This is a genomic window from Lysinibacillus sp. ZYM-1 (genome assembly GCF_001308875.1).
In the GTDB taxonomy this organism is placed as follows: Bacteria; Bacillota; Bacilli; order Bacillales_A; family Planococcaceae; genus Lysinibacillus.
Window position 1 is genome coordinate 14,941 of sequence record NZ_KQ465122.1, and the last position, 24,464, is coordinate 39,404.

The 24,464-nt window shown below is 34.2% G+C and carries 24 protein-coding genes; 18 read left to right on the forward strand and 6 right to left on the reverse strand.

Features of this window, described 5'->3' with window-relative positions; translation table 11 throughout:
* Positions 1 to 331: 331 nt before the first annotated feature.
* The 3 genes from AO843_RS14195 to AO843_RS14200 all read left to right on the forward strand — a co-directional run bounded on the left by AO843_RS14195 (position 332) and on the right by AO843_RS14200 (position 1,992).
* The gene (locus tag AO843_RS14195; protein ID WP_054611749.1) at positions 332 to 673 is read left to right on the forward strand and encodes a hypothetical protein; all 342 of its coding nucleotides are present in this window, start codon (positions 332 to 334) and stop codon (positions 671 to 673) included.
* A 358-nt stretch (positions 674 to 1,031) separates the two neighbouring features.
* Positions 1,032 to 1,199 carry a hypothetical protein gene (locus tag AO843_RS24850; protein ID WP_197278929.1) on the forward strand — a complete coding sequence of 56 codons (168 nt, stop codon included), beginning with the start codon at positions 1,032 to 1,034 and terminating at the stop codon, positions 1,197 to 1,199.
* Positions 1,200 to 1,686: 487 nt separating this feature from the next.
* The gene (locus tag AO843_RS14200) at positions 1,687 to 1,992 is read left to right on the forward strand and encodes a monooxygenase (protein WP_054611750.1); all 306 of its coding nucleotides are present in this window, start codon (positions 1,687 to 1,689) and stop codon (positions 1,990 to 1,992) included.
* Positions 1,993 to 2,145: 153 nt separating this feature from the next.
* On the opposite strand, the gene AO843_RS14205 is transcribed toward AO843_RS14200, so the two are convergent.
* A complete protein-coding gene (locus AO843_RS14205; protein WP_054611751.1) occupies positions 2,146 to 3,063 on the reverse strand; it encodes an ABC transporter ATP-binding protein in 918 nt (305 codons plus the stop codon).
* Positions 3,063 to 3,749 carry an ABC transporter permease gene (locus tag AO843_RS14210; protein WP_054611752.1) on the reverse strand — a complete coding sequence of 229 codons (687 nt, stop codon included), beginning with the start codon at positions 3,747 to 3,749 and terminating at the stop codon, positions 3,063 to 3,065. Before AO843_RS14210 ends, AO843_RS14205 begins: the two co-directional genes overlap by 1 nt.
* A 230-nt stretch (positions 3,750 to 3,979) precedes the next feature.
* Between AO843_RS14210 and AO843_RS14215 the strand changes: the two genes are divergently transcribed.
* From AO843_RS14215 to AO843_RS14225, 3 genes are all read left to right on the forward strand, one after another.
* Positions 3,980 to 4,708 (forward strand): response regulator transcription factor, encoded by a 729-nt coding sequence (locus AO843_RS14215; protein WP_054611753.1) that lies wholly within the window; start codon positions 3,980 to 3,982, stop codon positions 4,706 to 4,708.
* Positions 4,708 to 6,435 (forward strand): sensor histidine kinase, encoded by a 1,728-nt coding sequence (locus AO843_RS14220; protein WP_054611754.1) that lies wholly within the window; start codon positions 4,708 to 4,710, stop codon positions 6,433 to 6,435. The genes AO843_RS14215 and AO843_RS14220 overlap by 1 nt, the downstream gene beginning before the upstream one ends.
* Before the next feature lie 245 nt (positions 6,436 to 6,680).
* Complete coding sequence (locus AO843_RS14225) at positions 6,681 to 6,911, forward strand: hypothetical protein (protein ID WP_054611755.1); 231 nt, start codon at positions 6,681 to 6,683, stop codon at positions 6,909 to 6,911.
* Between the two features lie 260 nt (positions 6,912 to 7,171).
* Here the strand turns inward: AO843_RS14225 and AO843_RS14230 are convergent, their stop codons facing one another.
* Complete coding sequence (locus AO843_RS14230) at positions 7,172 to 7,426, reverse strand: GlsB/YeaQ/YmgE family stress response membrane protein (RefSeq protein ID WP_054611756.1); 255 nt, start codon at positions 7,424 to 7,426, stop codon at positions 7,172 to 7,174.
* A gap of 614 nt (positions 7,427 to 8,040) precedes the next feature.
* Between AO843_RS14230 and AO843_RS14235 the strand changes: the two genes are divergently transcribed.
* The 3 genes from AO843_RS14235 to AO843_RS14245 all read left to right on the forward strand — a co-directional run bounded on the left by AO843_RS14235 (position 8,041) and on the right by AO843_RS14245 (position 11,288).
* On the forward strand, positions 8,041 to 9,057 hold the full coding sequence (locus AO843_RS14235) for an aminoglycoside phosphotransferase family protein (protein ID WP_054611757.1): 1,017 nt from the start codon (positions 8,041 to 8,043) through the stop codon (positions 9,055 to 9,057).
* Positions 9,058 to 9,325: 268 nt separating this feature from the next.
* On the forward strand, positions 9,326 to 9,994 hold the full coding sequence (locus AO843_RS14240) for a DNA alkylation repair protein (protein ID WP_054611758.1): 669 nt from the start codon (positions 9,326 to 9,328) through the stop codon (positions 9,992 to 9,994).
* A gap of 388 nt (positions 9,995 to 10,382) precedes the next feature.
* Positions 10,383 to 11,288, forward strand: a complete 906-nt coding sequence (locus AO843_RS14245) for an NAD(P)/FAD-dependent oxidoreductase (protein WP_054611759.1) — start codon at positions 10,383 to 10,385, stop codon at positions 11,286 to 11,288.
* Positions 11,289 to 11,742: 454 nt separating this feature from the next.
* Here AO843_RS14245 and AO843_RS14250 read toward each other — a convergent pair whose 3' ends face one another.
* Together AO843_RS14250 and AO843_RS14260 are read right to left on the reverse strand one after the other, a co-directional pair.
* Complete coding sequence (locus tag AO843_RS14250) at positions 11,743 to 12,660, reverse strand: Gfo/Idh/MocA family protein (RefSeq protein WP_054611760.1); 918 nt, start codon at positions 12,658 to 12,660, stop codon at positions 11,743 to 11,745.
* Between the two features lie 755 nt (positions 12,661 to 13,415).
* Positions 13,416 to 13,691 (reverse strand): YqhV family protein, encoded by a 276-nt coding sequence (locus AO843_RS14260; RefSeq protein ID WP_054611762.1) that lies wholly within the window; start codon positions 13,689 to 13,691, stop codon positions 13,416 to 13,418.
* A gap of 558 nt (positions 13,692 to 14,249) precedes the next feature.
* Here AO843_RS14260 and AO843_RS14265 point away from each other — a divergent pair.
* The 8 genes from AO843_RS14265 (at position 14,250) to AO843_RS14295 (ending at position 20,597) form a co-directional block, all read left to right on the forward strand.
* Complete coding sequence (locus tag AO843_RS14265; RefSeq protein WP_054611763.1) at positions 14,250 to 14,576, forward strand: ArsR/SmtB family transcription factor; 327 nt, start codon at positions 14,250 to 14,252, stop codon at positions 14,574 to 14,576.
* A complete protein-coding gene (gene arsB, locus AO843_RS14270; protein ID WP_054611764.1) occupies positions 14,569 to 15,624 on the forward strand; it encodes an ACR3 family arsenite efflux transporter in 1,056 nt (351 codons plus the stop codon). Before AO843_RS14265 ends, arsB begins: the two co-directional genes overlap by 8 nt.
* A gap of 11 nt (positions 15,625 to 15,635) precedes the next feature.
* The gene (gene arsC, locus AO843_RS14275) at positions 15,636 to 16,052 is read left to right on the forward strand and encodes an arsenate reductase (thioredoxin) (protein WP_054611765.1); all 417 of its coding nucleotides are present in this window, start codon (positions 15,636 to 15,638) and stop codon (positions 16,050 to 16,052) included.
* A gap of 48 nt (positions 16,053 to 16,100) precedes the next feature.
* The gene (locus AO843_RS14280; protein WP_054611766.1) at positions 16,101 to 16,325 is read left to right on the forward strand and encodes a hypothetical protein; all 225 of its coding nucleotides are present in this window, start codon (positions 16,101 to 16,103) and stop codon (positions 16,323 to 16,325) included.
* A 106-nt stretch (positions 16,326 to 16,431) separates the two neighbouring features.
* Positions 16,432 to 17,787: an NAD(P)-binding domain-containing protein gene (locus AO843_RS14285; RefSeq protein WP_054611767.1), complete on the forward strand. Its 1,356-nt coding sequence runs from the start codon at positions 16,432 to 16,434 to the stop codon at positions 17,785 to 17,787.
* 57 nt (positions 17,788 to 17,844) lie between these two features.
* Positions 17,845 to 18,015, forward strand: a complete 171-nt coding sequence (locus AO843_RS25160) for a hypothetical protein (protein ID WP_231630154.1) — start codon at positions 17,845 to 17,847, stop codon at positions 18,013 to 18,015.
* 119 nt (positions 18,016 to 18,134) lie between these two features.
* Positions 18,135 to 18,701, forward strand: coding sequence for a TetR/AcrR family transcriptional regulator (locus tag AO843_RS14290; protein ID WP_054611768.1), 567 nt, complete (start codon positions 18,135 to 18,137; stop codon positions 18,699 to 18,701).
* A 57-nt stretch (positions 18,702 to 18,758) separates the two neighbouring features.
* On the forward strand, positions 18,759 to 20,597 hold the full coding sequence (locus tag AO843_RS14295; RefSeq protein ID WP_156313972.1) for an alpha/beta fold hydrolase: 1,839 nt from the start codon (positions 18,759 to 18,761) through the stop codon (positions 20,595 to 20,597).
* 1,360 nt (positions 20,598 to 21,957) lie between these two features.
* On the opposite strand, the gene AO843_RS14300 is transcribed toward AO843_RS14295, so the two are convergent.
* Complete coding sequence (locus AO843_RS14300; protein WP_054611769.1) at positions 21,958 to 23,430, reverse strand: MocR-like pyridoxine biosynthesis transcription factor PdxR; 1,473 nt, start codon at positions 23,428 to 23,430, stop codon at positions 21,958 to 21,960.
* Between the two features lie 202 nt (positions 23,431 to 23,632).
* On the opposite strand from AO843_RS14300, the gene AO843_RS14305 reads away from it, so the two are divergent.
* Complete coding sequence (locus AO843_RS14305; RefSeq protein ID WP_054611770.1) at positions 23,633 to 24,415, forward strand: PhzF family phenazine biosynthesis protein; 783 nt, start codon at positions 23,633 to 23,635, stop codon at positions 24,413 to 24,415.
* Positions 24,416 to 24,464 lie beyond the last annotated feature (49 nt).

Sequence of the window (24,464 nt, forward strand, 5' to 3'; positions counted from 1 at the left end):
AAGAATAAAAATACTGACAGAAAAAAGCGAACTTTTACTCTCAAAATAATTCATAACATCCGTGTTTTAATAACAAAAGTGCTATTCTCCCATCAGCTAGATACTTCTTTGATTGAATAAAACACGAATATTATAGATAAAGTTAATAAAGGCTGATTTTTTAGATTATATCTGTACATTCTTGTCTCTGTATTTGGACAAGAACGTACAGACAGACAAACAAGTTAAAAAACCAATAAGAAATAGTTGTTGGTGGATAAGATCAATCTCAGTTGGATAAAATATTTGTGAACTTAAAAAGTTCGAATTTCAAGGATTGGGAGGACTTAATATGTCATCTGAAATGGGAGATATACATCGTACTGGTCAAGACATTAACGACGTAATAGTACATTTTGGTGGGCAAGCTGAGAGTGTTTTTAGTTCATTAGCTGAACAAGGCCGACTTTCAATACAAAAGAAAGCAGACGAATTAGCTGCACAGTATCTTGAAAGTAATCCTAATCCAGACTATTATGATTGTGTTGAAATTGTAGCAGAGGGAGTTTCGACCGCTGGGAACGAAATAAAGGCTAGTAGTGGTTCTTGGGGAGAATCAGTAGATGCAGCACTTGGTGCTGGTGTTGGAATTCCAGCCGCAAAAATAGCTTGTAAAAGAATATCGTTGTCTTAACATTCATTTTAAAAAAGCGTAGGCGTAAAAAGCTTATGCTTTTTGATTTTTATTGAATTCTTTTATCCTCTCCTCAATAGTAATCTTAGATGTCTGGACATTCTTGTCCAAACTGTTAGCAAGTTCTTGACCATACACAAAAGTAGAGATATTATGGCGAATTGACGTATTTAGGCCCACCTTGTAGATCATTGAGTTGCATAATGCAGCTCTTTTTTTATTGAACTAACAGGACAGGTTAGTTGAAGTAAAAATAGTAATTAATGGTACAATATGTTTTAGATTTTGTTATCAGGAATATTGGTACAAGAACTAGATTGTCAATCGACTGTCAGTCTTGAAGGAGAAGTGTTTTTAAATGAATAAACGAAAATTGTATTGGGTATTGTTAGTTCCTAGTGTTCTTATATTTATCGGAGCTTTAATTTTATTGCCTGAAAGTAAAAAGAATTATTCTGTATTTATAACGCTCATATTTTGGATTGTTTATTATGGAGTTATTAAAATAAATGATTTAAAAAAATAAACAAAAAAACTAACTTTCTTGTGAAAGCATGTACTTAAACTAAGTTATGGAACAGTCCTTATTCAGCAATCGGGCACATTTCTTTAGTAAGGAAAGCATCTTTCTTCATGAAATAGGCCATCTTATTGAATAATTATAGGTTGATGATGTATTCAAGCCCTCCTCCACGCCAAATAATAATTTTAGTTTACATATATAAATACCTTGGTCACTACTTTCTAATTATCGAAAGCTTCCTATAATTTATCGTATTAGACGAAGTTAAAGTGGATATACATTTGGAGCGGTATTTGCTTGTCTCTTAAAGGATAATTGGGCAATTAGTTTGGTAGCCATCTTACCATTCAGTGCAGGAATAATAGTGGCCATACGATTAAATGAAACATTACCGTCATTCGAATCAAAAAGATCATAATCAACCGAGGAATGGGGTAAAATCTTTGATGTACTTTATGTTGAATAATAATAAAAAATAGGAGTGTTTGAAATGGCATATTTATTACAAGTTGATTTTCCGTTTGAAGGCCCTTTTGGTGAAGACATGGCCAAAGGATTTTTGGATGTAGCAAATAGTATTAACGAAGAAGAAGGGTTCCATTGGAAAATATGGACGGAAAGTCAAGAGACAAAAGAGGCTGGAGGTATCTATGTATTTGAGAAAAAACAAGATGCCGAAAAATATGCTGACATGCATAAAGACAGACTTCAATCGTTTGGAATTAAAGATATCCGAGTAAGAATTTTTGACATAAATGAAAAGCTAACAAAACTGAATCATGGTTATGTTATATAATGAGGGAAACGGTAATTTCGCAAATTGGTGTAGGTATTGTTCCATTGAGTATAGTTACATACCATTTAATTACAACTAACAACATGCAAAGCTTTTCTTAAAGTGATAAATGAGCATTAAAAACTCCCTTTACAAATGTAAAAGGAGTTTTGTTTATTGGATCTTAACATTCAAAAATATATCTTCTAAGGAAGGACGATTAGTTTGAATATCAAAAATGTCCGTATCAAATTTACATAAGGAATGTACGATTCTAGCAATATCCGATTCATCTCGTATTTCAGCAGTAATTTGTTGGTTATCGCAGTATTTAACGGTTGTCCAAGTTTCGATTTCATCACGTGCATGACGGTACAAGGTATCATTTTTAGGTAATAGCTTGATAGTTGTTTCAATACTTGTCTGGAATTGCTTTTGTATTTGTTCGATGGTTCCTAGAGCTGAAATGATACCGTTTTTCATAATAGCAATTCGGTTGCACAGTTTTTCAACTTCATTTAAATTATGTGATGTCATGAAAATAGTCTTATTTTGACTTGCTAATGTTCGAATGAATTTTTGCATCTCTAAGGCAGATTCTGGATCCATCCCAGAAGTGGGCTCATCAAGGAAAATTAGATCTGGATTTCCAATGACAGCTTGTGCTACTCCTAGCTTTTTTTTCATGCCAAAAGAGAATTTTTTTGTTTTAACATGTATAGCTTGCTTTAAACCAACCTGCTCTAATAAATCTATACATTGTTGCTTTGTAACAGTGTGTTTTTGTATCTTTGCGAAAAATTGAAGATGTTCAAGGGCTGTATCGTTGGCGTAAAATTCGGTGTAGTCTGGAAGAACACCTACTTTGTGTTTAACACGATCTAGCTGATTATTTGGTACACCTAATATTCGAAATTGCCCACTAGTTGGAAAAACAATCCCTGTAAGCATATTGATGAAAGTTGTTTTTCCTGCACCGTTTCTACCTAAGAAGCCAAAGATTTCACCTTCTTGTACTTGTAGATTGATGCCACGTACTACTAAATGCTTGTGATAGGACTTTTTTAAATCCATTGTTTCAATAACGGTCATTATAAATCCCTCCTATGAAGACTAAATATCGAAACGCCGACCATAATAACTGCAAACAGCAGAACGACAAGCCATCCCCATGTCCCACCTTCAATCATGTAATGATATGGAGTAATATATTTAATGGCTTTTAACCATAATTTTTCTGAGAAAAGGCTCCATAAACCGAAAGTAGGGATAGCAATACTTATCAGTAAGCCTGCAAACATAGACATTGATCTCTTCGGAATGAGACATGACATTAGCACACATAGAGCCACAATGTACGCTAGCATAACAAATAAGCTACCGAACGTTTTGAAATAGAACTGGTGGGAAAAGAATGCGATGATACTAAACGATGCTAGTAAGCAAACAAACCAGTATGAAAAAATTCCTAATAACTTGCCTAAAATAATTGATGATCTAGATGTTTTTGTTACCAGGAATCGAATAGTCCTGCTTTCTGTTTCACGATTAATTGTGTCGTGAAATAAAGAAAAGATAAATAAAAAACCCATCATATAAATTAGAAATACCAGTCCACTTACATAGCCAGCCTCTGCAAATTTAATACCAGTAATGAGACTGCTTTTTGAGACAAAATCAGATAAATAATATGAAACGGCAATAAAAATGCCAATCGTTATGAGTGAAAAGACACTGCGAAATGATTGAACAAACTCCTTTTTCCAAATAGCTATCATAGCTGTTCCTCCATGTAAAAATATTATTTTTTAAACTTTCTTTAGAGTATACATGCAGGGTTTAACGTAAGCCGAAACAGGACATTACGTTTTAATAAACTTTTATTAAAGTCGTTTATGTTCTGTTTATTTTCACTGTAGTAGTGACTAAGTATCAGCGTTATTTATTCATTCGATAGAATAACATGATAAGATTAATTCCATGAAAGATGGGAAAGGACAGATTTAGTATGAATTTACATGAAGTTGCTATTTTATTGGTAGATGATGAACCAGCGATACTGGATATGTTACAGATGGTATTAAATAAAGAGGGTTTTAGACAAATTGATAGTGCAAACACTGCAGAAGGAGCGTTAATGGCATGCGAAAGGAACCGATACGACATGATTCTTTTGGATGTAATGTTGCCAGATAAGAGTGGCTTTGACATTTGTCCATTTATTAGAAAGACGACAGATGCCCCGATTCTATTTATTACAGCCAAAAATTCAGATCTCGAAAAATTAACAGGCTTTGCTATGGGCGGTGATGATTACATTACAAAACCTTTTAACCCATTAGAAGTAGTAGCGAGAATGAAAGCACAACTACGCCGTCTTAAATTATATGAAGATGAAAGGACACCGCACATATTTTCAAATTCATTTATTTATGATTATGGTCGATTTAAAGTGAATGAGCGCGCAGGGGAATTAACAGTGGATGGACATGTAGTTTCTTGTCCAGCTCAAGTGTATCAATTACTGTTATTTTTTTGTAAACATCCCAATCAAATATTTACAAAAAGTCAGTTATATGAAGCTGTCTGGGGTGATCATAGCTTTGGTGATGATAATACGGTAACAGTCCACATTGGCCGCATTAGGGAGAGGATTGAAAAGGACCCGAAGGCACCTCAGTTTTTGTTAACTATAAGAGGACTTGGCTATAAATTAATCCAAAAAGAGGATATTTAATGAATCGAATTAGTCGTCGACTTACCTTTACTTTTATTTCGCAAATTGTTTTTGTATTGGTTGCTTTAGCTATAGGCACAATTATCTTTTTAGTGTATGTTGGTTTGAAATTAGAAAGCGAACCCGAATCACAGCATTCTTCAAGTAGCAGCAATAGTACACTAAGACAAACGTTTTCCATCGAGAATGGCAATCTAAAATTAGATTCTAACAAAATTTCAGATATAGAAAAACGGGAAGAATGGTTACAAATAGTAGATACACACGGGAAAGTGTTGGCATCTTCCAAACTTCCATCGGATGTTCCATCGCAATACACACCTGGTCAATTAATAGCTTTTTGGCAGCAAAACATTCCTTTTCCTTACGAGCTCACGATTAGCAAAGAGGAGAAAAGAGGACAAACCTATTTTGTTTTAATTGGTCAAAAACGTCCGGCGAGACAACTTGCAGAAAAACTAGTGTTAGAATGGGATGGCAATCTCTTATCCCAGCGTGGGGAACAGCTACTCAAAGAAGCCAATGGGGCCATACAAATCTATTCACCAAATGGGGAAGTAATCCAACAGTTTGGTAAAGTAAAAAAGCCTAAGGAGATACTCACATTTGATAATTTATTTGGGGCTGAGGCTGATAACCTTAGAAATAGTGGTAATCAATATATATATTACGATGCAGAGAAACAACAAACATGGGTTGTAGAGATTTCGTCCGCAACTTTGAAGATAGCAGAAGGTGCGGATAAAACCTCATTTTATCTAGGGAAGGCACTTCTTCTATATGGAGTAGTCCTTTTATTATTCATAGTAGCAACAGCATTTTGGTATGGTAAACGATTTGGACAACCATTTCTTTATATTGTAAATTATATACAAAGGTTAGCAGAAGGTAATTATCACGAACGAGATGCTAAGAAAAAAGATATTACACGAAATCGTCGTGGAAAAATGAAGCGTTCCTATCATTTATTTCGAGAAATTAATGATTCGCTGAATGGTTTAAAACAGAAATTAGAGCAAAACGAAACGCTTCGTAAACAAATTGAACAAACTCGCGAAGAGTGGATTGTTGGTGTCTCTCATGATCTAAAAACACCCTTATCTTCTATAAATGGCTATGCACATGTCCTTGAATCAGCACCATACAATTGGTCACAAGAAGAATTTCAAGCGATAGGGAAAACATTACGAGAGAAATCAACATTTATGTCTGAATTAATTGATGATTTAAATTTAACGTATCGCCTAAAAAACAATGCATTACCCATGGATCGCCAAACCCAAGAAGTGAACGAAGTCATTCGAAGAGCCGTCATCCATTTTATTAATGATCCTCAATTTACTACTTATGATATTTCCTTTTATGCTTCTGAAGTGCCGATATGGTACGCACTTGATATGAAATGGTTTACCCGGATCATTGATAATATGATTTCTAATGCTATTAAGCATAATCCACCTAGAACGAAAATTGATATTATTGTTCAGAAGGAAAGCGATAATTTCTTCACAGTTAATATACATGATAATGGTATTGGAATGGATCAATCAACATTAGATAAGTTATTTGAACGTTACTATCGAGGTACTAACTCAGAGGAAAATACAAGTGGTTCAGGTTTGGGTATGAGTATAGCTAAACAACTAACCGTATCCCATGGCGGGGAAATATTCGCTTATAGTAATTCCAGAAATGGAACTACAATTGTATTAAAATTCAAGTCATAAAAGTGTATATTAAGAATTATACTTTGGTGATTTATAATGTAAATATAGAAGGCAATCGAAAGACAACAGTAAATAATAGGAACGAAAATTTATTACTATTAAATTTTGCGAATAACAGCACTATAACTAGATATTTTATATACTAAAACGCACTTGAATTAACACAAGGTTTATTGTTATCTTTGTAGAATCTAATGACTATAATAAATTGCGGTGAAATTCAATTATATAAAGGGAGTGGAAAGGTGGACCTATTACTTTGGATAACTATTGGTTTCATAATAATTGGATTTGTTATTCTCACTTCTATGAAAAAAGATATGGAAAGTAAGGTCGCTTTTATAAAAGCAGATATGGAAGACGAGGAAAATTCATCAAAAGCTAAATCTGTAATTTGGTGGATATGGAGTACCACTGCTTGGGGGATAGCGAGTATGATTCTTGTTGTTTGGTGTTTTCATAATCACTTTGGATAACTGTTGGCTTCAAATGTGCTTAAAAAAGTAGGTACTTTTGTATTAATAGTTTGAAGTATTGCTGTAATGTCTATTCTTGAAAAGTTCTTCTTGAATTCACGCAGCCGAAATTATTAAGTAAATAAGAACAAAGTAAAAGCGGTCCTCCACAGATTAGATTGTGGATGGCCGCCTTTTTATTATAAACACAGTCACCATTTATTGTTGGTTACATCGGATTCACTTAACCGTATAGTAATAAACTAAAAGATCTTTTTAGCTTACGAAGCTTTACGCAATGATTTCATAATTAAGCTCACAATGAAAACTAGTATAATTGCTCCAATGAGAGCAGGGAAGACATAGAAATCAGAAATTTTAGGCCCCCAACTTCCTAGAAGCATACCACCGATCCATGCACCGATAATACCTGCAATAATATTACCAATAATTCCACCTGGGATATCTTTTCCCAAAATTATACCTGCAAGCCAACCGATAAGCCCGCCAATTATTAAAAACCAAATGAAACTCATACTATCCATCTCCTATTTTGTATTTTAAATATTTCGCTATAGTGTTATATAACCTTTATTAAAACCTTTCAAACTATAAGGAGAAAAAAATTAAAATTAGGGTGGTTTCAAAGAAGATAGCGGACATTGTTATATCTAATGTGTTTTATATGACAAAGTCATCTTTGGCCTGTTGAAAAATAAGTAAAAAAATAGTGTGTCTGTTATTATTTCCTTTTCCATTCGTTGCTTATGATCAAAAAACTAAGGTAGCATTTATGGCTATTTTTTATAGATTCATGATTGTTCTTATGTTAAAGAAGAACTTGTGTTCAACAATCAGGCGCAATTCTTGAATTGGAATAGGGCCATATAATTGAACAACCCTCTTCAAAAAAAACGATTTTCTTTATGAAGTTTAAAGAAAAACTTTAATTTCCTTATAAAATTTTAAAAAACATAGGAATATAAACGCTTATCTGTTAAAATTATGTAAAATATTAGAGGGGAATTTATTTATAACGATTCACCAAAAAAAATGTTAACTGGATGGATATATTCCCCGCAACATGATAACGAATATATCCAGGAAAATATGCGCTACCTCATCGAAAAAGAAGAAAAGGGAGGAATTAATGATTATCGAACTTGAAAAACTGATTTATACTTTAAACCAACGCTTCAAAACGAATATCATCTCTACTGACTACCAAACAATGCAGTTACAGGGCGGAACTGTGGGAAATGTAAACCTGATAACGGGAATCGCTGAAACTGTGGATGGCGAAAAATTACCTTACCGTATAGTGCTGAAAATCCAGAACAAATGGGAGCGCTACGGCGATCCTAGTTCATGGCGCCGGGAATATGATCTCTATTCTTCTGAAATGGGAACTACTTTTTCACAAGCTCTTCGTTGGCCGATATGTTATCACGCCGAATTTAATCTCGAAGGTAATGAATACTATCTGTGGCTGGAATATATCGATGGTGTAACTGGTTTAGACTTGACCTCTGACATGTATGAAAAAGCCGCGTTGGAATTAGGACGTTTTCAAGGTAAGCTGCATGCAGAGCAACCAGCCGTGCTGCAGAGCCTGACCAACCTGAGCCATCCGAATCTTATGAAGCATACGTATTTGCATTACCGCTCATGGCCGGTAGTCTACGATTATATACGATCGGAAGACTGCGAACTGCCCCTGTACGTGCGGCAAATGCTCATCGACATCGATGAGCAAGCAGACGAGATATTCGCCCGTATTGAAAAATTGCCCCTCGTGCTATGTCACCGAGACTTCTGGGTAACTAATCTTATCTATGCTGATGGGAATTTTGCGCTTATCGATTGGGACACTAGCGGATGGGGCTACCTGGGTGAGGATCTCGCAAGCCTGATCGCGGATGAACCGGATATCGATAACATGGTCGAACACTACCAACGATGCATCCCTGCGTATTACAAAGGCTTTTCGGAGTATGCGGATGTATCCCGAATTACCGATCATTGTGTCTACGAGATAATCCTTCTCGTATTCGGCTACAGGCTTGTCGAGGGGTATCTCCACACAGAGGCTGATGACGAGAAGATGAAGCATGTCCATACTCTCCAAAAAATCTATGAAATGAAAACCATACCTGTTATGGTTTAATAAAATTAACAGGCTATCACATCAGCCTGTTTTAAGCAGCACTGTATGGGAAAGCATTTCCTGCAGTGCTGTTTTGTGTTTATCCCTAAGGGTTAATTTTGTTATTTTTGCATATGCCTCAAAAAAGGGTATGCTTATTCAAGATAAGGGCGCAATTGTTTAATAAGTGCCGCCATTCTTCTTCAACTAAAGGTGCGTTTCTTTAAAAAGGAATGCTCTTTTCAAGGACATATTATGAAACAGTGCTTTACTAAAGGAGTTGAATAAAATGGATGAAAAAAAAGATACAGAAATAAAACGCTTTTCAAAAGCAGAAAACATTCTACCTCAGATCAATAGTAAAACTAAGCTAGGCGACTTACGAAAAATCGCGAAGGACATTAAAAAAGATCACGAACTAGCTATGGAACTTTGGTCAACCGAAGAGTTTTTGCCCAGACTATTAGCAATCTTAATTATGGACAAAAAACTTCTTTCACATGATGTGCTAAATAAGCTTGATAAGGATATGCAGACTCACACTTTTGATGAGCGAAATAACTTAATGGATTGGTTAATGGCTAATCAGCTCACCAAAGACAAGAAGAAGATTGCATTGATGGAGTCATGGGAAAATAGTCCTTCTGCTCTTCAAAGGCGAGCTTTCTGGTATTATCAAGGGCGATTGAGATGGACTGGACAAACACCGCCTGATAACACCGCAGACTTGCTATCTGCATTAGAAGCTAATATTACGCAGGAAGAACCGGAAGTTCAATGGGCTATGAATTTCACCGCAGGCTGGATAGGCGTTTATGATGAAAAGAATCGTGTACGTTGTATTAAACTTGGTGAGAAAACGGGTCTTTACAAAGATGAAATAGTTGCAAAAGGATGTACTCCCAGCTATTTGCCGGAGTTCATTACGATTGAAGTTAACAAACGACATAATAATTAGTTACCTCTGAAAAATTTATTAGGGTTTGATGTAAAAAATAAAGGAATTCAAGCCTCAATATGAAAATTGTAATAGGCTTGGACCGAAAATAAAGAAAACAACGCGTTTTGGCAGCTAGTTGAAATAGGGTCATTTTATCAATAACGATAATTTGATCCTTTTTGATTTGACAACTTATTATTTCTGAATGATTTTTGTAGTCTCACTATACTAGTGATGTTCAGATTTAGGAATAAAAATAAAATCAATGTCTCCTGTTGTCTCTAAACACACCGTCACTTCTTTTCATATTTATTATTAGTGTGTAAAGAATGAAAATCCATGATGGGGGAAATAATGTAGTTCTCTTCTGCAAATAACAATTCAAAATAAATACGGAGGTTAAAAAATGAATGTCCTTGATTGTATCATTATAGGTGGAGGTCCTTCTGGGTTAAGTGCTAGCTTAACTTTAGGAAGGGCTAGGAGAAACATTGCATTATTTGACGATGGAACGAATAGGAATAGAGTGACACAAGCGTCACATGGATTTATTTCTCGAGATGGGATAGAACCACAAGCGTTTAAAGAAATAGCGTTTAAAGAGTTGGAGAATTACCCGTCCGTATCATATTTTACTGCAACAGTTACTGAAATCATAAAGGATATAGATAATGAGCGATTTACTGTCAAAACATCTACTAGTGAGGAATTTGTTTCAGAAAAAATAATACTCGCCACTGGTATTCAAGAAATATTTACTATACCAAGTATTAGAAAGTTTTATGGGAAAAGTCTATTTAGTTGTCCGTATTGTGATGGCTGGGAGCAAAAAGATAAGCCATTAGTGGTTATTGCAGAAAAAGAAGAGCATGTACTGCATTTGACTAAGTTAATTTATAATTGGTCGCAGGATTTGGTTGTCTTAACGAATGGAGTTCAATTATCTAAAGAAGGTAAAATAGAGTTACAAAAACACAATATCAAAATTATATCAGAAAAGATAAAAGACTTAATAGGTAATGATGGTTACTTACAAAAAATAGAGTTTGAAACGGGAGCAACAACTATAAGATCGGGTGGATTTGTTGCTCCATCTTATTATCGGCCAAATCAGTTTGCTGAGAAGCTTGGCTGTGAAATTCATGAAAATGGAAAAGTTATAACAGATGGGGTTGGTAGAACAACCCAAAAAAACGTATATATTGCAGGGGAAACAGAAAGAACTAAACCATCTTCTTTAATGATTTCAGCTGCTAAAGGTAATAAAGCTGCGGTTTCAGTAAATACTGATCTAACGATGGAACGCTTTTGATTACGTCATAACACCTTCCGCTTCAACTAAATAGGAACTTAGCTAGTATAATTAAACACATCAGTGTCAATGTGTTGACACATATACTCCAAACATTGTGTTAGAGTTAGTATAAGAATTTACGAAGAACGGATTTTGATTTTGGAATTCGTTTTTTCCTGTTGTTTAAAAAGGATTAAAGGTTTTATGTTGAAGTTATTGAACTAACAGCACAGCTTAGTTTATAGACTTATTCAAAAATCGGGCGCGATTGTTTAAGAAAACTTAGATTTTCAAACGACTTTATTGTTATATTTTTATCCTACATCAAAAATTAAACGCCTATATTTTTAACCCCGTCCTTGCTTAGAACGGGGTTATACTTGTTTGAAGTTTTAAAATTAAATAACTCTATTTTCACGTTAAAAGCTGACTTTATAAGCCATCTTTGTACACCTGTTACTTAAGAATTTTATTATTTTTGCTGTAGTAGTTGATCGACAAGTAGTTGAGATTTTAAACCTTCTAATCCATCAACAAGAGGTTGCTCATCATGTTGAATACAATAAATGAAATGCTGTACAGCATCTTCAAAGCCTCGTTGTTTTAAAGTTGATTCCCATGAAGAAGAAACAGTTGTAGATATTGCATTTCCTTCTTCGATTTCTGTTGTATTCATGTTTTTTACACGGATAACAGCTCCGTCTGTTACCAATTCTATTTGTTCTAAATTCGTTCCTGCTTTTCTATGCATAGCTGTGGTGAAAGAGATATTTTGAGAGGATTCATACGTATGCTGGGCATATAAAAGTTGATTTTCACCATTCGTATGAACATTCCTATATTGGACACTAAGATCTCCATCACTTAACCAACGAACTGTATCGACTAAGTGAAGATAATCATCTAACATTGTGAACTCATAAGAATATGGACCCACACTATCCATTCTGTGTTTTTCTACACGTGCCCAAGCTATTTTATTCGCTTTTTCCTTTGCTTTCACATACATTGGAGCAAAACGACGATTAAATCCAACCATAAGCTTTCGTCCTAATTTTTCACTTAATTCGACTAATTTTTCTGCTTCTGGAATAGATGCTGCCAATGGTTTATCGACATATACATCTATCCCTTTGTTAAGCAGTTCCGAAACCACTTCATAATGTGATTCAGTAGAGCTGTGTACAAACATGGCATCGCACTCTTGAGCCAATGCTGGTAAGCTATGAAAATCTTTTATACGGTATTGATTGCAGATTGCCTTTCTCTTCTCTCTACTGGGTGAAAATGCACCCGCAAAGGTCCAATCTGTTTCTTTTGAAAGAATAGGTAAATATGCTTTCTGAGCGATACCACCCAGTCCTACCATTCCGATTCTAGGCTTTATCAAATTGATCATCCTTTATCATTTATAGATTTGATACTATAGCAATTTTATAACTAACTTTTACTATACAATAATTAAGAGACAAATAGTCTTAAACCTTAAACCGTCTTGTAGCATTATTGTTTGTCTTAATTATAGGAAATATTGCTATGCTTGATACAGTTTTAGGAGATGTTCACTTGGATGTTACATGTTGTGCAAATCATATAGATTAAAGAGATTGAAATGGCCGATAAATGTTGTAGTTCAACTAGTCATGATGATAAAGATGAACAGGGAAGTAAGAGCTGCTGCGTTTCAGATCATAATGATAAAGTTGAGCAGACAAGTAAGAGTTGTTGTTCTTCAACGACAACTTCAAAAACTACTAATAACTAACAGCACATGTTTGTAGTGGGGGATCTATTAGTCAAGTAGAAAACTACCTGATGCAGTGTAATGTTACTAAACAATCTGAGAATAGAAATTATAAAAGGGTCACTGAATTAAGGTGACCCTGAATGAGGGAGGATGTGACGGTCAACCAACGCCACAACCAAATAAGTGCGTGCTATACACTCAATATAAATTTGTGCAAGTAGAGGTTACTTATACATAAAAAAATGCAGCGTCGTCACACGCTACAGTAATCTAACGAACATTATTAGGAAGAATAATCCAAAAGATATTGTTCAGAAAGGACGAAAAATTATGGCTAATAAATGTGATGTTTGTAATAAAGAGTTTAATTTAATAAGGATTAGAATAGAATGTCCATATTACTTAACATGTGAGCTAATAATAATAAGTGTTATTCCCGTAAATAGGCAAATGATTCTCGTCACAGGAATTTTATCAGCTAGTCCAAATAATGCAATTGCTGTCGTTACGATTAAAACTGTTGGACCAACTAATGCAAGCATTGTATTAATATAGAATGCTTTTTCTAAATTATTCAACTTTAGCATCAACAATCCAGCACTTACTTCAATACTTCCTGACAATACACGTAAAATAACCATAGCAAGAACAGATTTTTCAATAATTGTCATCATCCTATCTTTAAAGAAAATTTCTGCTTATCATTATAATTCCATCATTAGGATAATAATAGACTTCTGTTTTTAATGAAATATTAAAATCAATATATGTATGATTCGTATCAACTATTCTTGTTATAGTATGTTTTATAGTGTTAATTAATAAGAAATTTTCTAGTTAAAAGTTCAAAGAATTTATTAATAGAATCAGTTCTATAAATTCATTTAGTATAAGTTCATATTATAAAATCCTAAAGATTTATGGGAAAGATAGTACTTTTAAAAATACAGGCTTTACAAATATCTCAATTGAACAGATGATTCAAAAGAATAAATCCATGAATGGGAACCTAATTATAATTTAGAAAATTAAATTGAAACTATGGAGCTGTGCTTTTGTTGAAGTTTTATGCATCACAAAAATTTTTAATACCTAAAAAAATTATTGCAATTTACGTTTAGAGCGCATAATATAAGTATATAGTTATATATTAATTTATTCACCTGTAATTGGATGGGTGCTTTTATTTAAAATCATATATAAGCAAATGATTATATAAGGAGTGCAGATAAATGGAAAACACACTAATTGAAAAACAATTAAAAGCAGCAGCAGATTTAAATCGGATTAAATTACTTGCGTGCATGAAAAATGGGGAGGTATGTGTATGTGATTTTGTGGATGTGCTAGGAATATCACAACCAGCTGTTAGTCAACATTTACGAAAATTAAAGGAGGCAGGCATTATTACGGAACGAAAAGTAGGGACTTGGAAACATTACCGTTTAGTAGAGGATCAAACGCCATTGATGAAGGGCATCTTAGAACAAATTCAGCCTTTAAACGGGTGCAACTGCAGTACAGATTGTTACCATGGAGGGGGAAATGATAATGAGTAACGAGTCTTTAACCAAACAGCTATCTTTTCTAGATCGTTATCTTACCCTTTGGATATTTGTTGCGATGGGAATAGGTGTTTTATTAAGTGTGACAATGCCCAATATTGGAGAAGCATTAGAGGCCATGTCTATTGGCACAACATCCATACCGATTGCTATAGGGTTAATTGTTATGATGTACCCACCTTTAGCGAAAGTAAAGTATGAAGAAATGTGGCGCGTGTTTAAGGATTGGAAAGTGCTTTTACTATCACTTTTTCAAAACTGGTTACTCGGACCATTCTTAATGTTTTTTTTAGCCATCATCTTTCTGCACGATTATCCAGAATATATGGCTGGATTGATTATGATTGGTTTAGCTCGCTGTATTGCGATGGTTATTGTGTGGAATGATTTAGCACGTGGAGACCGTGAATATGTAGCTGGTTTAGTTGCCTTTAACTCCATTTTTCAAATTGTGACGTATTCAATTTTTGCTTACTTTTTCTTAAATGTATTACCTGGTTGGTTTGGTTTAGAGAACTTCAATGTATCCATTTCCATGTGGGAGATTACAAAAAGTGTACTTATTTACTTAGGTATACCATTTGCTGCAGGGTTCCTCACACGATGGATAGGGATTAAAACAAAAGGAAAACAGTGGTATGAGGAAAAGTTCTTGCCAAAGATTTCACCACTTACTTTAATTGCACTGTTATTTACGATTGTGATGATGTTTGCTTTAAAAGGTGAGCAATTAGTTGAACTACCACTTGATGTAGTACGAATTGCGATCCCATTATTTATTTACTTTGTGGTGATGTTTGTTGTTTCATTCTTCTCTTCTCGTAAAGCAGGTGCATCTTATCCTGTCACAGCAGCTCTTTCTTTTACAGCTGCAAGTAACAACTTTGAGTTAGCAATTGCTGTGGCAGTTGGCGTGTTTGGCCTTCATAGTAGTGTGGCATTCGCCGCTGTTATTGGTCCACTTGTAGAAGTACCTGTACTCATAGGACTTGTATGGGTTGCCTTACGTTGGCAGAAAAAATACTTTAAAACTATTAAATAGGGAGCAATATTATGACAAATACACTTTATTTTTTGTGTACAGGGAACTCATGCCGTAGTCAAATGGCTGAAGGATGGGCAAAGAAATTACTACCTACCAATTGGACAGTTAAAAGTGCTGGTATTGAAGCACATGGCGTAAATCCGAATGCTATTAAAGCTATGGCGGAGGTAGGGGTTGATATTTCAAATCATACATCCGATTTAATTGATATGGAGACATTAAACAACGCCACGTTAGTTGTCACGTTATGTGGGGATGCAGCTGATAAATGCCCAATGACACCTCCTCACGTTCGTCGTGAGCATTGGGGATTTGAAGATCCAGCGAAAGCAACAGGTACAGATGAAGAAAAATGGACTGTATTCCAAAATATACGTGATGCAATTGGCAAACGAATTGAACATTTTGTAGCTGAGGAGCTGTAATCCTGTCTGTATTAGCAATTACTCAACCTATTGAATGGAGGATTAAAAATGACAGTAAATCATGCTAGCGTATTAACTAAAGATTACTTTATCTCCTATATAAAGTTAATAATGAATAGTAGAGATTACTCATTGATACAGGCTAAAGAGTTTGCTTTCGATTTCTTTTTTAAAGGAGATATGGATCGTTACGGCACTTCTACATGGTTGCAATTTGAAAAGGCGATAAAAGAAATCGATAAAACAATGTGTGAAATTGAAGTGTGTTCATAACTATCACAAAAGCTTAAATAAATTACGTCTAGCTTACTGCTAGACGTAAAAAATATATTTTATATAAGGAAATGCTTATATAAAGAAAAAAGAGGAGAAGTTAACGATGAAAACACTAAAAGTAATCAACCAAAATGGATCTTGTTGTACTACTACTAAGGATTTTGATGTACAGGAGAGTGTTAATAACTCCAATAAGAATTTACCGATTGTCATAATTGGTGCAGGTCCCATTGGCTTAGCCACAGCTGCTCATTTAGTGGAACAAAATCAAGCATTTATTTTACTAGAGGCTGGGCGTGAAATAGCACACAATATTCGTACCTGGGGGCATGTTACATTATTTTCACCATGGCGATATAACATTAATAAAGCTGCTAAAGCTTTATTAAATGCCTCCGGTTGGGAAGAGCCTAATTTAGATACGTTACCGACAGGACATGAATTAATTGATCTATATTTAAAACCTTTATCTGAGCTAGTACAAATAAAGCCAAACATTCAATTGAACGCAAAAGTAGTTGGGATTTCACGACAATTGAATGATAAGATGAAGACAAAAAATCGAGTAGAGCAGCCCTTTATTATTTATATAGAACAAGAGAATGACATCCGTATGATTGAGGCTCGAGCAGTTATTGATGCTACGGGTACATGGGGGAATCCAAACCCAGCAAATTCTACAGGTGTATGGCTGCAAAATGAAAAAACATTAGCAAATCACATTGAGTATGGTATCCCAGACATAAATACGAATGCGAAGCGATATGCCAATAAGAAGATTGCAGTTATTGGTGGTGGCCATTCGGCTATCAATACATTATTGGCACTTGCGGAATTACAAGAAGAGAATCCTGCAACAAAACTAGTGTGGATTATGCGTAAAAAGTCTGTAGAAGAAGCCTATGGTGGCGAAGAGAAAGATGCATTGGCAGCACGTGGCGCACTCGGTGTTCGCATTCACGAGTTAGTAGATACAGGTAAGGTTGAAGTAATAACTCCTTTCTATATCTCACAGGTGAAGAAAGATGAGAACATCCATATTGTTGGTACTATAAACAGAGAACAAAAAGTATTAACAGGATTTGAAGAGCTTATTGTCAATGCAGGAAATAGACCAGACTTTTCAATTAACAGTGAATTATGCCTTTTCATCGATTCAACAACTGAAAGTGTGCAAGCATTAGCGCCATTAATTGATCCAAATGAGCATAGTTGTGGCACAGTAAGAGCGCATGGAGAAGAAATTCTACGCCAACCTGAAAAGGACTTCTATATAGTCGGAGCTAAAAGTTATGGACGCGCACCAACGTTTCTAATGGCAACAGGCTACGAACAAGTTCGTTCAATAACAGCTTATTTATCAGATGATGAAGAAGCTTCAAAACGTGTAGAATTGGAGTTACCTGAAACGGGTGTATGTGGTATAAATCTTGCCGATCCATCAAATTCATGTTGTTAAAAATTTGACTGTTAGCGAAAGCTAGCAGTCCTTTTAAAATAATAAGGGGAAAATGGCATGGACACACTTATAATTCGCGGAATGGAAAAGAAGGATTTAAAAGAGGTATTAAAGATTTATAAAGAAGGAATCGAAACAGGGATGGCAACCTTTGAAACAATTGTAAGAATTATTGACTTATGTACAAAGACAATTAGTTTTGGACTTCTTGTATTTAGAGACAAATAGTTGCAGTAAAATCAATTAAAGTATAGCTTTTTTGATCAATTTTTTTATTAAACTAACAAAAATACTTGCAACACCTATTGTAGTACTGTATAGTACTAATTATGACAAGGGTAAAATTAATGAATCAAAAACGTGTGATTGAAGTAGCTGCAACATTATTTTTAGAAAAAGGGTTTGCTTATACAAGCATGGATGAATTAGTTCGTGTAAGCAAAGTTTCAAAGTCTAATGTGTATTATCACTTCTCTAATAAGGAAGAATTGTTGGAAGGGGTCGTTGATTATTGGATTGAAATGTATCAATCTGCAATTGATGGCTTACTATCTCAAAACCAATTATTAGTTGAAGATCGTATCCAACTGTTTTTAAAGCAATTATCACAAGAAGTTCAGACGAGAGAATATAAGGGGAGCTGTCCATTTATTACGCTTTATATTCAAAGCCCTACAAATGCCACAAAAGTAAAAGAAAAAATAGGTCTTTTTTTTGCAGGATTACAAACGAAAGTTTCTCTATTACTTAAACAAGGGGTAGAGAATGGTGAATTTAGAAAGACAATTAATATTGACGAGGTTGCATCTCTTTTTATTACAAATCTTGAAGGAGCGCTATTTATTTCAGAAACACTGAAGGATGCAACTGTAATCATGAAAACAGCAGATCATTTTTTTAACTTGCTTCGATAAAAGAAGCATTTTTTTTACATCAAATTAGTACTGTGTAGTACTAAAAGGAGGATTTATATGAGAACAGTATTTTTAACTGGTGGAACAGGTTTTATTGGAAAGCAATTAGTGAAGGAATTAGCCAAAGAGCATGTTACAATTTTTCTATTAGTGAGATCGAAAAGTAAAGCAACACGTATTTATCAAGAAATAGGCATCTTAAAAGAGGAAGTTATGCACTTTATTGAAGGTGATTTGACGAAAAGAGACTTAGGTCTAAGTGCTGAAGATAAGGAGTTGGTATTGAAAACGGATGTGATTATTCACGCAGGAGGCCCGATGGATATTCAAGCGACAAGCAAAGAGGCAGCTTCCGTATTTTTGAATGGTGCCCAACATATTAGTGAATTAGCTAAAAATATTCATCAATTGAAGGGATTGCAACAATTTATTCATGTTGTAGGCTATATGAGTCCCTTTGATGATAAAAATAGCAAGATTGCGATAGATGTGTTTAAAGAAGGAAACAATTTTTTGAAAATAAAAAATCCATATGAGAGAACAAAGTTTTTAGCAGATCTTTATATCCGCCAGCAGGCATCAACAGTAGGTTATCCGCTTTCAGTAATTAATCCACCAACTGTAGTTGGTAGTAGTAAAACAGGGAGTACGGAGCAAACAGGAGGCTTAGGCTTGCTTGTGATGAGTATGCGAAAAGGGCTCATGCCAGTGATTCCTGGTGGTAAGGAATATAGATTACCACTTATTGCAAACGATGAACTAGCAAAGTTTATTATGCAGGTTTTCAGATTGGAGCAACCAACTATACAAACATATACACTTGTTGAAGATAAACAACATGATCAGAATATTTCAGAATTATTAGATGCTATGTCAGAAAGTATGAATATGACTGCACCTAGAATTTCTGCCCCATTGCCATTTATGAAAGTACTTATGAAAAGTGGCGTAAGCAAAATAACCCAAATTCCTGCTGATGGGCTGAACTTTATTACAAATCGAACATTTTCAAATGGTTCAGCGAAAAAGATTATGGGAGAAGATTGGTTTAAGGAGACAAATGTAATGAAATTTTTCCCAGCCGTAATAGCTGATCTGGATTATCGCATGATGTATCAAAATGGTCAGCACAGTCATTTATTTAAACGAACATTATGTAATAATACTACCATTTACCAATCACAAGGAGAGGGTAAACCGTTTATTTTATTACATGGTTTATTAAGTGATGGAGAGGATTTATTTCCTTTAGGGAAAGAGCTTCATGAAAAAACGGGTCGACCTGTATGGATCATGGACCTTCCAGGTTTGGGACGTTCTCCTTTTAAACGAGAAAAAAATCTTTTAAATATCTATTTGAATGTATTGAAAAAGTTATTGGAGGAAGCTACTAATGGTGCCCATCTAATTGGCCATTCATTTGGTGCGTATATTCTTTTGGAAGCATTAGTACAAAAGTACATAGATAAGAAGTATACAATTACTTTACTTCAGCCACCTGTTGTTAAAAAAAATGCTAAATCGATAAATGTTCCACAATTTATGAACAAATGGACATTGAAATTGGCAACTACTAATTTGATAGAGCGTTATTTATTAAGTAATGGTTTATTTGAAAGTACGGAGAGTATCCCTGAACATTATATTGAAAAAATAAGTAACAGTTTTACTTCTCCTAGAATTTTAAATACTACGGTTCAGCTTAACAGTTTACTATTGAAAAACGTTCAAGGTGATTTCAATGAACTAACAAAGTATAATCTTCGCATTATTTGGGGGGATTATGACAGAGGCTATTCTGCTCCTTCGCATCTTGGTAAGGTTGATTTTGTTCCATATGGTCATCATTTTCCTCTTAACCATCCGAGTGAAACGGCTAATTTGGTAATAAAATAGTAGTACTAGCAGATGAGAGTGTGGGATAAATAAAAAGCGTGTAGTAAGATCGTGCAAAAGAAGATGAGATCTTGTCTCAAGTGTCCAAAACTATCTGACCTTTTACAATTTAGAAAAAGAACATCAATTAATTTAAGTAACATCCAATAGTTTTAAATTTTATAGTAATCAGGAACAATAAATAAAATTAATAAAGACACCTAGGATTAACTAGGTGTCTTGGATTCTGTCTAAATAATATAGACTTTAAATGTGTGAAAATTGCCTAATTTTAATGGATTTTTATGATAAGACTATACTTAATTTATTGGGAGTGTCTGCAAGTTCTTGTCCAAATCGAAATGGAATTTATGTTATAACTAAAGGTTTTTATTAAAATAGCGTCTGCAAGTTCTTGTCCAAATTGAAGTAAAATTATTATGTTGGTTAAACGCTTTTTTTATTAAAAGTGTCTGGAAGTTCTTGTCTAAAACGAAAATAAATCAAGATATATGAGAGGGTGTCTGGAAGTTCTTGTCCATATACAACTGGGATGGAAACTTTTCGTATTCAAGCCCTCCTCCACGCCAAATAATTTTAGTTTACATAATATAAATACCTTGGTTACAACTTACTAAATTATCGGATGCTTCTCATAATTTATCGTTCAAAAGGAGATTATTCGTTTAAATAATGCTAATTATCGTTTAATTTAGACATATCCACTATTAATAAAAATTATTCATATGTGTAAACAACTTAACTGGTTGTGACTATATCTTGATAAAGGCTAAAAAGTTGATAAGGAGTATTTCTCCTTATCAACTTTTTTAGTGTGCCGGGCATGTCCGCAATCTATCGAGTGCAAGTTTTAAACCGAGAAGACAGAAGTAGTCACTAGCCAAGCATAAGGAGTTCGTGGTGACGCAAAATCTGAATGCTTACTTTTTAAATTGCTGTATTTACACCTGCTGCACCTGCGCTTTATAGTTCTTATGCGAAGGTTTATCTTAAATTAAAAGATTATGATAATGAAATTGCAATTCTTGATGAAGCAATAGAACGAATGAAATCTGAACGTGGTAATAATGAAACACGTATTATAGAATTTAATGAGCGCCGTACAAAAGCGTTAGCATTGAAGTATAAGTAACTAAAATACTAAACGCCTGTTTAAATTGACACATGACAGGTGTTTAAAATCGTATAGACTTTTTCTATTGATCGGTCTCAACTAATTCTCTTAGTAATATGGAGCTTCGATTTTGTCTTCTCCTAATTTAATCTAACCATAAAATCAAACTTCGGACTTCAGCAATCGTTTCTTTCTGGAAATCCTTTTCTATATAAAAAGAACCTATTATTACTCCTAAGGATAATATCAAAAATCTGGAATGTTATTTTTTTTCGAAGATATTTCAGCATTAAAAATCATACATAAAGTTTTAATTCCCTGTTGTAATTGTTGTTCACTCATAAACGAAAAACTTAATCGTAAATGACATTTTTCTTGTTCTACTGGAAAACAAACGGAACCTGGTAAAAATGATACAAAATTTTTTTTTGCTTCTATCAGAAGTTGATTTGTATCTATCCAAATCGGAAGAGTAATCCATAAGTTTAATCCCCCATTAGGTATCATCCACGTAATCCCTTCAGGAGAGTATTTTGATAGTAATTCGAGTGACAAATCCCGTCTTACTTTTAATGCTGTTCTTAATTTTTTCATATGATCTATCATTTTCTTTGAAGTAATAAAGGGTAATAATGACTTCTGTGTTAATAAAGGACTACCCAAATCTGCATTAGATTTAGCAGCCAATAGACGATTGAAAATCGAACCTGATGCTGAGAGAATTCCAATTCTGCAACTTGGAGCTAGAGTTTTACTTAACCCTTTTAAATATATTACATGACCATAATTATCCATACTTTTAATAGGGGCAGGGGGTTTTTTATCAAAATAAATCTCACTCCATGGATCATCTTCTACAATAATACATTGAATACTTTTTGCGATCTCTAAAATTTGTCTACGTCGCTTTTGTGACATAACTACACCAGTGGGGTTATGGAAGGTAGGTATTGTATAAATAATCTTTGGTTTGTATTTATCACACAAATTTTGCAATATATTTAAATTCATACCATCTCTATCTACTGGAACAGTAAGAATGGTAGCCCCTCTTCCTCTAAAAATGTCTATCGCTCCTGGATACGTAGGACTTTCCATTATCACAACATCATTAGGACCAATAAATGTACGAGCGATAAGATCTATTCCTTGTTGGGACCCATTTGTAACTAAAAGGTTTTCAGGTGTAGTAGGTACAGCAAATTGTTTTAAATAGTTAGACATTGCTTCTCTTAGTTCATACTCACCTTGGATTTCACTGTATCGAGATAATATCCTTGGGTTTTCAGAAAGCATTTTATGAATTTCTTTTTCTAAATATTGATTAGGGAGAAGCCCTGGGTCAATCATTGATGAAGAGAGTTGAATTTCGCCTTGAATGTGATGAAAGCGAGAAAACTGAGCTCTTGGTAGATAATCTTGTATAGATAACTGCCAATTAAATGGTGGTTCATCTGTTTTTGAATTTCTTATATCTGTTTCGCCAATATTCACAAATGTTCCTTTTCCTTGAATAGAAATAATATAATTTTCTTTTTCGAGTTCTTTATATGCTTTGACCACTGTAACAAAACTAACTTCTAATTTTTTAGATAATTCCCGGACAGAAGGTAACTGACTTCCTTCTAGTAATAGTCCTGATCGTATATGGTCAACTATTGATTGGAAAATTTGTTTAGAAAGAGAAGTCTCTGATTTTCGTTGAATTTCAATATGCATGTCTATCCTCCATAAAGTGTTATAGAAGTGTATTGAGTGTTATACCTAGTTTAGTTATAAAATAAGGTGATTCAAATGAACACATTATAACATCAAGGAGGATGCTTTGCTATGTATAGAGTGGGTGGGTGAGTTTATATTGAATATAGAATTAAGTACTGATTGAATAATTTTGAATAAAGGTAAACGGGAGGTTTTTTTAATGAAATATTATGTAGTGGATGCTTTTGCTGAAAAAATATTTGAGGGTAATCCTGCCGGTGTTTGTATTATGGATGAATGGCTGCCTAAAAAAATGATGGAGAATATAGCTATTGAAAACAACCTTTCTGAAACAGCATTTGCTGTAAAAGAAAAAGATAGAGACAGTTATCATTTAAGATGGTTTACACCTGGAGGAGAAATTGATCTATGTGGACATGCTACCATAGCAACTGCTTATATCATCACAAATTTTTATGACAAAGAACTTAAAAAAATCAGATTTCAAACAAAGAGTGGTGAACTGATTGTTTCGAAAAAAAATGATCTTTATGAATTAGATTTCCCAAGTATAAAGCTTAACGAATATAGCTTAACAAAACAGATGGTGGAAGCACTCGGTATAAAACCTGTAGAAACTTTTTTAGGTAGAGATTTAGTGTTTGTACTTGAAAAAGAAGAAGATGTACTTAACTTGTCTCCTGATTTTACTAAATTAGCGCAATTTCCAGAAGGACTTGCTGTTTTTGTGACTGCAAAAGGTAATGAAGTTGATTTTGTTTCTAGAGCCTTTTGGCCAAAACTAAATGTAAATGAAGATCCAGTTTGTGGTTCAGCACATTGTAGTTTAATTCCATTATGGGCAAAACGGCTAGGAAAAAATGAAATGATAGCTAGACAGCTATCTAAACGTGGTGGAACACTATACTGTAAATACGACGATGTTAGAGTAAAGATTAGTGGTTCAGCTGTCTTATATTCAATTGCGGATCTACAATTATAAAAGGGAAAACACTTTAAAAAATAACAATTTTTAAGATTGTAAAAGATAA